The sequence below is a fragment of the Dermabacter vaginalis genome (assembly GCF_001678905.1).
Lineage (GTDB): Bacteria > Actinomycetota > Actinomycetes > Actinomycetales > Dermabacteraceae > Dermabacter > Dermabacter vaginalis.
In genome coordinates this window covers 663,921-675,626 of the sequence record NZ_CP012117.1, presented here as the reverse complement: position 1 = coordinate 675,626, position 11,706 = coordinate 663,921, and the positions used below count along the sequence as shown (strand labels likewise).

10 protein-coding genes are annotated in these 11,706 nt (G+C 63.0%); 1 reads left to right on the top strand and 9 read right to left on the bottom strand.

The window, feature by feature from the left end:
• Positions 1-123 precede the first annotated feature (123 nt).
• From DAD186_RS02835 to glmS, 7 genes are all read right to left on the bottom strand, one after another.
• Positions 124-567, bottom strand: a complete 444-nt coding sequence (locus DAD186_RS02835; RefSeq protein ID WP_065247426.1) for a PKD domain-containing protein — start codon at positions 565-567, stop codon at positions 124-126.
• Positions 568-1,132: 565 nt separating this feature from the next.
• A complete protein-coding gene (locus DAD186_RS02830) occupies positions 1,133-1,807 on the bottom strand; it encodes a DUF6318 family protein (protein ID WP_065247425.1) in 675 nt (224 codons plus the stop codon).
• A gap of 196 nt (positions 1,808-2,003) precedes the next feature.
• Positions 2,004-2,444 (bottom strand): GNAT family N-acetyltransferase, encoded by a 441-nt coding sequence (locus DAD186_RS02825; RefSeq protein ID WP_236886278.1) that lies wholly within the window; start codon positions 2,442-2,444, stop codon positions 2,004-2,006.
• Positions 2,445-2,518: 74 nt separating this feature from the next.
• The gene (tsaB, locus tag DAD186_RS02820; RefSeq protein WP_065247424.1) at positions 2,519-3,235 is read right to left on the bottom strand and encodes a tRNA (adenosine(37)-N6)-threonylcarbamoyltransferase complex dimerization subunit type 1 TsaB; all 717 of its coding nucleotides are present in this window, start codon (positions 3,233-3,235) and stop codon (positions 2,519-2,521) included.
• A gap of 1 nt (position 3,236) precedes the next feature.
• Positions 3,237-5,003 carry an alanine racemase gene (gene alr / locus DAD186_RS11040; RefSeq protein WP_065247423.1) on the bottom strand — a complete coding sequence of 589 codons (1,767 nt, stop codon included), beginning with the start codon at positions 5,001-5,003 and terminating at the stop codon, positions 3,237-3,239.
• A complete protein-coding gene (locus DAD186_RS02810) occupies positions 5,000-5,449 on the bottom strand; it encodes a holo-ACP synthase (RefSeq protein ID WP_065247422.1) in 450 nt (149 codons plus the stop codon). The genes alr and DAD186_RS02810 overlap by 4 nt, the downstream gene beginning before the upstream one ends.
• A gap of 43 nt (positions 5,450-5,492) precedes the next feature.
• A complete protein-coding gene (glmS, locus tag DAD186_RS02805; RefSeq protein ID WP_065247421.1) occupies positions 5,493-7,361 on the bottom strand; it encodes a glutamine--fructose-6-phosphate transaminase (isomerizing) in 1,869 nt (622 codons plus the stop codon).
• A gap of 71 nt (positions 7,362-7,432) precedes the next feature.
• Between glmS and coaA the strand changes: the two genes are divergently transcribed.
• Positions 7,433-8,440: a type I pantothenate kinase gene (gene coaA, locus DAD186_RS02800; protein WP_065247420.1), complete on the top strand. Its 1,008-nt coding sequence runs from the start codon at positions 7,433-7,435 to the stop codon at positions 8,438-8,440.
• Positions 8,441-8,638: 198 nt separating this feature from the next.
• Here the strand turns inward: coaA and glmM are convergent, their stop codons facing one another.
• Positions 8,639-10,012 carry a phosphoglucosamine mutase gene (glmM, locus tag DAD186_RS02795; protein ID WP_065247419.1) on the bottom strand — a complete coding sequence of 458 codons (1,374 nt, stop codon included), beginning with the start codon at positions 10,010-10,012 and terminating at the stop codon, positions 8,639-8,641.
• 67 nt (positions 10,013-10,079) lie between these two features.
• A complete protein-coding gene (locus DAD186_RS02790) occupies positions 10,080-11,672 on the bottom strand; it encodes an aspartate:alanine exchanger family transporter (protein ID WP_236886277.1) in 1,593 nt (530 codons plus the stop codon).
• Between the last annotated feature and the right edge of the window lie 34 nt (positions 11,673-11,706).

Sequence of the window (11,706 nt, the reverse complement as noted above, 5' to 3'; positions counted from 1 at the left end):
CAGCATTCTTAATCGGCGTTTCACAATCGAGGGCCTCGGGGTGATCGTGTTGGCTCCGCTCCCTACCTCTACAGTTTGTCTGTCGCCAGGGAGAGTTCGGAGGGCGCTGGAATCCTGTAAGCTCTAGCGTTGCTTTTTCGGCTCGGTCAGTGTTTCCACACGGGCATTCGGGTTCAGCGGCCCCATGGTGTCGGGGCCACGCTCCGGCTCTCGCATGTACTGCTCTGGGATGTCATCGCCCACAAGGCGTGACTCGCGAAGATCCGAATAGATCCATCGCTTCTCACTCGCCACCTCGATGTTTCCCGCGATCGGCTGCCACGCGCCGCCGTTGACCGAGTATTCACCGCTGAACTGCGTCACGAGTGAAACTTCATACCACCCCTGGTGCGCGTATCGCATCGAAACGTCTCGCTCAGGGTATGGGCGACCGGGAAACGACGTCGTGAGCACCGTGCCATCACCGAAGTCCCACACATACTTCACCGGGGTCGCCCGCACCCGAACCGCCTGACCAAGCATCTGCATCTCAAAATTCTGCACATCCGATTCCGCCCACGCGATCATGTCGATCCCTATCGGAATCCATCCATCAGGCGGTCCTATGTGTGCGACAAGTGGTTGAACACCGAGCGAACGGAAATCCGACTCCGTTACCACGGGCATCGCCGGCGCCACACCGCCACCGCCCGACGACGGCCGCGAACAACCCGACCACCGTTCAGAGCCAAACACCGGAGCCCCCGTGGCAGCATCAACATCCCTACCAACACTCATCGACGCGCCAGGGAACGCAGTCGAACACACAACGCTTATTCCACTGCACCCAATACCTACAGCCTGCACAGCAAAACTACTTTTATCAGCCCGACAACCCAGATCCGGATCATCAGCCGCAGCCCACACCCTCCGAGGCCCATCCGTCACCGCATCACCTCGCGCACGGCCCCTGTCATCAGGCAGATCAGTGGTGCCACCTTTCTTCTCACCCGGGCCTCGCTCACCACTGATGACGAGGCTCCCTCCGTCGGCACCTCCGTAAAAATTTGGAGTGTCCTCTTCAGCGAAAGCTGTCGAGACGACCGGTATCTGGAGCGAGAAAACAATGATCGCGGCAAACACGGCCCGCTTGCTAGTCATCGCTCTGACGGTCCTTCCAAGCGGCGTCGATAACCTGCCAGTGATCATCAGCAAAGCGCAGCTTCACAGCAGCAGAAAAGCTTTTTCCAGGTAGCGAAGACTCGCGTTCACCATTCACAAACACCGGGACCTCGCCGATGGAGTATTGATACTGGACGACAAAGTACTGATCGTTCTTCTCGTCCACCCAAATATCATTCGGCGACACCGAGACGCGGCCTATAAATTTCTTTTGACTCCGCCACTGAACGATCTGGTCAAGAGTGTCGCTGCAGGTACTACAGGAGTCCTGGTCAATTATCTCCGCGAAGGGAGTAGTATCGCCGGTCGCGTGACCATAGAACATCGCGTCGAAAAAGTATTTCGCGGCCGCTTGCGCGCCTTGGTCCGTTGGATATTTGATACCGAGGTAATCCGCCTTGTCTGGGGCCTTCAGTGCCTCGTTTTCCGGCGGCAAGCCCTCCGTGCGGCCATCGGATTCCGCACCACCGGAATCCGACGCATCCTGAGAGGAACCACCGCCGGAATCACTAGCGGGTGAAACGACAGTGGTGGGCGAAGCAGACGTCGGACTGCCACCAGCTTTTTCGCCCCCGCAACCCGCCAATGCCGCCACCAGTGTCACGACAGCGATCGCGCCGAAAACTTGCGTGTGCCCGCTCCGCATGTGCGCCCCTTCCGAAAGCCGGCCACACTCCCCCGAGCGAGGCCCATGTCACATAGCCAACCATGCGCGTTCGCCGCGCGCAACGGCTGTGACACAAATGTGGACACCGGCTTCCCTAGGGGCCATCAATCCCCCACAACCTCTATGCAATTCGGGTAAGAGGCGGGCGGGGGACGGCTTCAAACCCCCACAACCCCTATGGAATTCGAGTGGGGAGGGGTTTGTGCATGGCGATTGCATCGATCGGCCCATCGGGGGTGCGGTAATAGCCTCGCCTCACACCTATCTCGGCGAAGCCCGCTCGCACGTACAGGTCTCTCGCCCGGGCGTTATCGCACCGCACTTCGAGGAACAAACTCGCGGCGCCTTCCTCGCGCGCACGTTCCTCGCACCACGCGAGGAGGGCACGCCCAATCCCCGCCCCCTCGCGAATCGTGCCGATCGTTTGCACATCGGCGGCATCGCCCCCAACAAAGATTCCCGCGTAGCCGAGAACACCGCCGGCCTCGTCAACTGCGGCAACGTAGGCGCGGCTCGGGTGGGTGATCTCGTCGAGAACCATATCGAGACTCCACGCCTCATCCGGGAAGAGCTCACGTTCCAGACGCGCGAGCACAGGAGCATCCGCACGTGTCACACGACGAAGGCTCCACGGCCCCGCACCAGGTCGCATACGCGAGGGCTCAAGAGGCCGCCCAATCGCCGGCATGGCTAGGCGGGTCGGTCGCCGAGACCGAGCGCCGACTTACGGCGCTTTGGCTTCGCGGCATCGGCCTCGCGCAAATAAAGAGGCTCCGTGGAACTGAGATCCTCACCTCGCGCCTCAGCATTCAGCGCGGCCTGGATGAGAAAGCCCGCATCCGCATGGCGCAGCTCGCCCGTGGGTGGCAAGATCTCCGGGTACAAATGCGCGCCGCTTCCCACGAGAACATCGGCGGCGGCAAGACTCGACGCCACCTCTGCCGGCGCAGCGACTCCCGGCTCAAACGTGCGCACAATCTCGCGCGAAGAAGCGTCGGAAAAGCCACCACTGACTTCGTAGAGCGCCCAGTACACCTCGCGGCGTCGCGCGTCGAGCGCAACCGCGATCGTTTTTGCGTCCGGACTCTCCTTCGCCGCCTCGAGCGCAATCGCGTCGAGACTCGGCAGGCCAATGAGCCGCGCACCTAAGATCGTGGCGATCGACCGCGCCGTCACAAGACCCACACGCAGCCCGGTAAAAGGCCCCGGCCCGCGGCCAGCAACGACGCACGAAATGTCCGCGCGCGACGCACCCGCCTCGGCGAGCGCCGCGTCGATCATCTCAAGGAGTACCTCGTCGTGGTGCCGCGCACGCTCATCCATGCGGCGCGATAAAACCTGGCGGCCGTCGGCAACCGCCACGCTCACCGCACCCGACGTATCAATTCCCAGCGTCAGATTAGCCATGTCACTCCCCGCCCTGTTCCGGGCTAAAACCAGCCTCGCGCAAATCAATGCCAATACGCACGAGCTCTTCGCGCGTATAACGCTCGCCCACAAACGTCACGCTGAGGCTGCGCTCCTCATCCGTGTCATCCGGGTCATCATCAAGCGGCCCACCCTGCAGGCTCTCTTCGCGATGGAGCTCAACGATCGCATATGAGCTTGCAAGATGCTCTACGCGGTCGCGGCCCCACTCAACGAGCGTGATCGACGTGTCAAGATCCGAATCCAGATCCAGATCTTCGATATCCCAGTCCTCGTCGAGCCGATACGCATCGACGTGCACAAGATCAGGGCCTTCTGCATTCGCGGGATGCACGCGCGCAATCACGAACGTCGGCGATGCCACATTGCCGCGAACATCGAGGGCCCGCGCGAACCCTTGCGTGAATGTCGTCTTTCCAGCGCCGAGCGGCCCGTCCAGCACGAAGAGATCGCCGGCCTTCGCATGATGCGCGATCGCGCGTGCCGCACGCCTCGTATCTTCCGCGCCACTCGTGTGCACCGTGAACGATCGCGGCGCCGGGCGGTCGCCCTGCACACTCCACGTTCGCTCGGACGGATCAGTCACGAGAGGCAACGCCACTCGAGGAACGCGCGAGGAGATAGATGTCAGGATCTCGTACGGAATCGTCCCTGCCTCACGCGCGAGGTCCTCCGCAGTCCACACCCCCGGGTAACGCTGAGGGTCGCCGAAAATCACGACGCGGTCGCCCGGCGAGGCGTCAGTTTCGGGCCCGAGATCAAGAACGATCTGATCCATCGAAATCGTGCCCACTTGAGGAACAAGCCGCGACGTCGACGCCGTCTGCACGAGCACCTGGAGCCGGTTCGTGAGCCGTCGATCCAGGCCGTCGGCGTAGCCGATCGGCACGAGTGCGAGAGTCGTGGGCCGCTCGGTCACATAGCGAGCGCCATACCCCACGACCTGCCCCGCTTCGACGCGCTTCACAAGCGAGATACGCGACGTCAGCGACATCGCGGGGCGAAGATCCAGATCGGTCTCGACCGGCGAGTAGCCGTACAGCGTAATGCCCGGGCGCACCATGTCGTAACGGAACTCCTCGCCCACGAGCGCCCCGGCACTTGCCGACAGGTGACGCAGCGGAATCGGGCCCGCGGCAGCTTCAAGACGCTCGCACATCGCGTCAAACCGCTCAGCCTGCTCTCGCACGCTCGCCTCACCTGGCACATCCGCGTTATACAGGTGGCTCATGGCGCCCGCGAGCGACACGTGTGAGCTCTCGAGAATCGCCGCGCCAATCGCTTCGATCTGCTCGCCACGCGCGCCTTCGCGCCCCATTCCCGTATCGAGCGCGACATGCACGCGGACGCGGCGCTCAATCGAACGCGCTGCATCGATCACTGCCTCAAGCTGCTCGAGGGAGCTCACCGCGAGGTCTACGCCGGCGCCGATCGCGTGTGGGAGAACCTCCTTGGCCGAAACCGGCTCATGCAGCCACGCGAGGATCGGCACCTCGAGCTCGGCACGCGCGAGGTCAAGGGCTGTCGCGGGGTGGGCAACGCCCAGCCAGGTCGCACCGCCGGCAATCGCCGCGCGAGCCGCATCGACCATGCCGTGCCCGTAGCCGTCAGCCTTGACGACCGCCATGAGGGCGATGTAATCCGGGATCGCGGCGCGCAGCTGCGCGGCATTGTGCGCGATCGCCTTGAGCGAGACTTCCGCCCGGTTAGGGCTCATAAGAGGGTCGATGTCCGGTGTCAGGTTCATGATTGGGGCTCCTCATCCCCGTGCGCCCGCCCACGGTTTCCGACGGTTTCCAGCACAACCATCGCGGTCGCGAGGTTGCCGTCGTGCGAAAGGGACAGGTGCGCGAATCGTACGTCCTGCGCAATCGCGGTCTCGAGCGCGGCGCCGCGAAGCACGAGATAGGGGCGACCGGTCTCCGTGCGGCGCACGATCGCGTCGTGCCACGACAGGTCGCCCGGATTCCCGAGCGCCTTACCAAGCGCCTCCTTCGCGGCGACGCGCGCAGCAAGAGAAGCAAGCTTCAGCTCTCGCTCCTCGGGCGCGAAAAGCCTCTCGCAAAGCCGCGGTTGCCGCTCGAGCCGGTCACCGAGACGCTCGATATCCACAATATCCACGCCGATTCCCGAAACTGCTTCACCCCCGAGGGGCACGAAGCTGTGCTCACGCGCATTCGAGGGGTTCGACATAGTCCCCATTGTAGGTCTGGGCGGTTCACCCTGCCCGAGGCCGTTACTCGACCGTGACCGACTTCGCGAGGTTTCGAGGCTGATCAACGTCGAGCCCCTTCGCCGTGGCAAGCTCACACGCGAAAATTTGCAGCGGGATGATCGTCAGCAGCGGCGCGAACAGGGTGCGCGTTTGCGGGTAACGGATCACCACATCGGCATAGGGCTCGACATCAGAATCTCCCTCTTCGGCAATCACAAGTGTGTGGGCGCCGCGGGCACGCACCTCCTGAATGTTCGAGACGACTTTTGCGTGAAGCGAATCGCGACCTCGGGGACTCGGCACAACGATGAACACCGGCTGCCCCTCTTCCACGAGGGCGATCGGTCCGTGCTTGAGTTCGCCCGCGGCGAAGCCTTCCGCGTGAATGTAGGCGATCTCTTTGAGTTTCAGGGCACCTTCGAGTGCGGTCGGGAAGCCCACGTGGCGACCGAGGAACAGCACGCTCGTGGCATCGACCATGTCACGCGCGAGCTTTTCCACCTGACCGGAGTTGTCGAGGACGCTCTGGATCTTGGCGGGAATCTCCTCGAGGTCGCGCATGATCGCCTCGATTTCGTCCCCGTAAAGATTGCCCCGCACCTGTGCGAGGAAAAGACCGAGCAGGTAGCACGCGGCGATTTGGCCAAGGTACGCCTTTGTGGAGGCCACGGCGATTTCCGGGCCCACGTGCAAGTAGATGGCGGCGTCAGATTCGCGAGGGATGGTGGCACCACGCGTGTTGCAGATCGCGACGACCTTCGCACCCTGCTCTTTCGCGTAGCGCACCGCCATGAGGGTATCCATCGTTTCACCCGATTGCGAGATGGCAACGACGAGCGTGCGCTCGTGCACGATCGGGTCGCGGTAGCGGAACTCGTGGGCCAGTTCCACTTCGACGGGGATGCGGCACCAGTGTTCGATCGCGTACTTGACGACCTCGCCGGCGTTGGCGGCAGTGCCGCACGCGACCACGATGATCTTGTCGATCGAACGCAAGTGCGAGGGGTCGATGTGCATTTCGTCGAGAACGATCTCATTGTTCTCGAGGCGCCCGAGGAGGGTATCGGAGATGGCCTTCGCCTGCTCGTGAATCTCCTTCGCCATGAAGGAGGGGTAGCCGGATTTTTGCGCGGAGGCCGCGTCCCACTCGATCGTGTACTGCTTCGGTTCGGGAACGGGCGTGCCGTCAAAGCCGATCACGTCGATGCTCTCGGCACTCACGGTCACAATCTGATCTTGGCCGATTTCAACCGCGCGCTTCGTGTGGTCCACGAATGCCGCAACATCGGAGCCGAGGAAGTTTTCCCCCTCACCAAGCCCCACAACGAGAGGGCTATTGCGCCTCGCCGCCACAATTGTTCCCGGGGTGTCCTTGTGGATCGCGAGCAGCGTGAACGCCCCCTCGAGACGAGCGACACACGCGCGCATCGCTTCCGTGAGGTTCTCGGCGTTCTCGAATTCGCGTGCGAGCAGGTGCGCCACCACCTCCGAGTCGGTATCCGACACGCACTCGTAGCCTGCCTCAGCGAGGTCCTTTTTGAGGGACGCGAAGTTTTCAATGATGCCGTTGTGCACGAGCGCGATCTCGCCGTTCTTCCCGCCGAGATGCGGGTGGGCGTTAACGTCGCTCGGGCCTCCATGAGTCGCCCAGCGCGTATGCCCAATGGCCACACTCGAAATCGACGATTCCTGCCCCTCAAGCTTGTCGCGAAGGTTCTGAATCTTCCCCGAGGCCTTGAAGAGCTCGATTTCGCCATCGCCACACCTCGCGAGGCCTGCCGAGTCGTAGCCCCGGTATTCGAGGCGGCTAAGTCCCCCGAGAACGACCTCACTCGGTCGCGACGACGTGCCCGCGGCGGCGGGTCCTGCATATCCCACAATTCCACACATGCCACTGAGAGTAACGCCCCACCCGAGAAAAAACGGTACTCCGCACTCGCGCGTCACCCTAAACTTAAAGAATGCTCGACCACTTGGACTCTGACGCCTCCTTTGCCCGCGACCCGCATCAGGGCCGCGCGGCGCTCGATGACTCCCATCTCACTCCCTTCACGGAGATCAGTCGCGCAGATTGGGCAAGGCTCAGCGACCAAACGCCGCTTCCCATGACACCCGAGGAAGTCAAGGAAATCCGCGGTCAGGGCGACCCTCTCGACTACGCCGAGGTCAACGACATTTACCGGCCCATTTCACGACTGCTCAACCTTCAGGTCATGACCGCGCAACACCTGCGCAACCTTCGCCAGAGCTTCCTCCAAGAGCACTTCCGCCGCACCCCCTTCGTGATCGGCGTCGCCGGCTCGGTCGCGGTTGGCAAATCCACGACGGCGCGCCTCTTGCGCCTCCTCACAGCGCGTTGGCCTGAAACTCCGCGCGCCCAGCTCATCACGACCGACGGCTTCCTCTACCCCACCGCAGAGCTCAAGCGCCGCGGCATCCTCGAACGAAAAGGTTTTCCCGAAAGCTACGATCGCCGGGCACTCTTACGATTCATCGCCGACGTCAAGAGCGGCAAGGACCGCGTCGAAGCGCCCGTCTACTCACATATTTCCTACGACCGCGTTCCAGGCGAACGCATCATCGTGGAACGCCCCGATGTGCTCATCGTCGAGGGCCTCAACGTGCTCCAGCCGGCTCGCCCTCGCGCCGACGGCCGCCTCGGTGTTGCCGTCTCCGATTTCTTCGATTTCTCGGTCTACGTCGATGCCAAGGAAGACGACATCCGCCGCTGGTACATCGACCGCTTCCTGACACTGCGCGAAACCGCTTTCTCGAACCCCGAGTCGTATTTCCGCAACTACGCCGATCTCAGCGACACCGAAGCAATCGAGCGTGCCGGCCACGTGTGGGACACAATCAACGGCCCGAACCTCAAGGAAAACGTGCAGCCCACGCGTGGGCGTGCCGACCTCATCCTCCGCAAAGGGCCAAACCACCAGATCCACTCGGTTTTGCTACGCCGCATCTAGAAGCCACCACCTGCCACCTCGCAAAGCCCCGAGCCTCGTGAGCAGTCCCCAACCGCTCTCCCTTTCGAGTGCGCCAACCGGAACGATCCGCCTCCCCCGGTCCGCGCTTCTCCACCAAAAAAATAAGGTCCGACGGCTGCTCAGCAACCGTCGGACCCCAAATTTTTGAGGACGTGAACTGCCTTCACACTCGAAGGGTCAGCCCTCAAGCGTGAGACGCTCGCGCACGACCCCGGCAAGGCGCTCAGCGACGCTACGGGCATGCTCGTCCTCGGCTGCTTCGACCATGACACGCACAACCGGTTCAGTGCCCGAGGGGCGAAGAAGCACGCGGCCGGTGTCGCCAAGTTCGGCCTCCGCTTCCTCAACGGCTTTCGTCACGACCGCGTCGATTTGCGCACGGTTCTTGTCGACACCGCTCACGTTGATGAGGGCCTGCGGCATGCGAGTCATGACGCTGGCGAGTTCGCGAGCGCTCTTTCCGGTCTCCTTCATGCGCTGAAGGAGGTGGAGAGCCGTGAGTTCACCGTCGCCCGTCGAGGCGTGCTCGAGAAGGATGACGTGGCCTGACTGTTCGCCACCGATTGAGTAGCCGCCGAGCGTCATCTCTTCAAGGACGTAACGGTCGCCAACGGAGGTCTGGCCGAGCTGAATGCCATGCTCGCGCATCGCGAGCTTCAGGCCAAGGTTACTCATGACGGTCACGACGAGCGTGTCGTCGGCGAGCTTGCCCTTTTCCTTGAGTGCGAGAGCAAGGATGGCCATGATCTGATCGCCGTCGATCACCGCGCCTTCCGCGTCAACGGCGAGGCAGCGGTCAGCATCGCCATCGAACGCCACGCCAATATCGGCGCCGTGTTCCACCACGGCGGCCTGGAGCTGTTCAAGGTGGGTCGAGCCGCAGCCTTCGTTGATGTGCCGGCCATCGGTACAGTCGCCAAGAACGTGGATGCTCGCACCCGCACGCTCGAGAACCTTGGGTCCCGTTTCGAAGGAGGCACCGTTGGCGCAGTCCACAACGACGCTCAGGCCTTCGAGGGAAACCTCGAGGGTCGACAGGAGGTGAGCGACGTAGGCATCGACCGCGTTCTCGTACGGGGCGATCGACCCCACCTCTGCGCCAAGCGGGCGGGCCCATTCTTCGTGCAGGCGCGCCTCGATCGCATCCTCGACCTCGTCGGGGAGCTTCGTGCCTCCGCGTGCAAAGAACTTGATGCCGTTGTCTGGGTGGGGATTATGGCTCGCGGAAATCATGACGCCGAGATCGGCGCCCGAATCTTTCACAAGGTAGGCGAGGCCCGGGGTGGGAAGCACACCGGCGTCAAGAACATCAACGCCCGCGGATGCAAGGCCCGCGCAAATTGCGGCGGAAATGAAGTCGCCCGAGGGGCGCGGGTCATGCGCGACGACTGCACGAGGCTTAGCCTGGCGCTCCCCGCTATTGCGCGCTTCGAATGCGCCGAATTGCCCAAGAACATGGGCCGCTGCGACAGCCAATTCGACCGCGAGCTCCGCGGTGATGTCCTTGTTCGCGACTCCGCGAACGCCATCGGTTCCAAACAAACGCGCCATGTGGTTTCTTCCTTCATCGGGGTGCACGAGGCGTGCAGGAAAACTCTTCGAGTGTAGCGGGGAGGCTTTAGGTGACCATGAACTGCACGAGTAGCAACTGCACAACGATACCGAGGGCGTACACGGCGGCATACCCCGATGCCGTGCGCTCATCGTCACGGCCGAGGTTGAGGGCATGCTCGAGAACGACCGACTGCCCCACAAAGGCCGCAACGGCACCGGCCGCGCGCTCGAGACTTACTCCGAGCAGAGCACCGGCGATGGGAACGAGGGGAAGCATGAGCGCGAGCGAGGCCGCAGCGACAAGCGCGACCTTGAGACCCGTCATGGTAAAAACGTTCTCGGCAAACGCGGGGCCCGACATTACGCCGACCGCTGCGAGAAATACGGAGAGGCCAAGCTGGCGGATCGTGAGGTTCACGGGCCGCGGAAGGGTCCACAAAATGGGGCCCGTGTGCTCCCACCGGCCAAGGATGAGCCCCACGACGAGGGGACCCGCCGCGTTTCCGAGCGCGAACGACGCGCCTCCGCCAAGGGGAATCCCCACGAGACCGAGGAGAAGGCCGAGCGAAATACCGAGGCCGAGCGCGAGAAAATCCACGCTATTGATGCGCTTCTCGCTGTCGCCAAGGTATTCGGTGATGCGGCCAATCTCCTCGCGCGGAGCGACGACGCGCACGCGGTCGCCGAGCTCGAGGCGAGTCCAGGGCGAGGCAACCATATCTTCATCTCCCCGGCGCAGGCGTGTGACCATCGCGCCATAGCGCGAGGCGATCCGGGTTTCACGAAGGAGCCGTCCCTCAAGCCGCGGGTTCGAGACGAGGATGCGGCGGTAGTCCACGGCGCTGCGATCATCAAGGAGGCGGTGCTCGGCGCGCTCACCGATCACCTCGAGCGCCCTTTCGAGAGATTCGGGAAATCCCACGAGCACGACTTCGTCGTTTTCGTGGAGCACCGTATCCGTGCGCACGATGGTCATCATGCCGCGGCGCAGGAGGTAGGAGGCGGAAACGGTCCCCTCGCGCACCCCGGGCACATCCATCAGCGCGATTGTGGAGGTCACGCGCACGCTCATGTCGCGGATCTGTGCGCCGCGCGGGCGGCCTGGATCCCTGCGCGCGGAGAATTTCGAGCGTATCCGGGGGCTTGCCATCATGAGCGACACGAGCACCATGGGGATAATGACGCCGAACGGGTACGCGATCGCGTAGCCGACGGCTGGAATCGTGGAGTTTCCGGAGGCCCTACTCGCGGCGGCGAGTGCGGGGGTCGAGGTGAGTGTGCCCGTGAATGTGCCAGCGGTGAGTTCCTTGCCAAGACCCGCGAAGGAACCAAGGGCACTCACGCCCAAGGCATAAATCGCATAAATTCCCACCACGGCCAGCATGAGCCGGTACTGCTTGCGCATGTCGCGGAAGAACCCGTTGCCAGCGCTGAGCCCGATCATGTACACAAACAGGGCAAGCCCGAATGTTTGATACGTGCCAAAACCTTCGCCAAGGCGGGGGTCGAGCGCGCCTATAGCAAGTCCCACGAAGAGAGCACCAGCCGCGCCGAATTGGACCGGGCCAAAACGCACTCGCCCGAGGAGGGTGCCGAGCGCCATCACAAGAAAGAGGGCGAGGAGCGGCTGCTCGGTGAGAATATCGAGAACGACCACGGTTACAACCTTAGGCCCTGACACCGTTAACGCT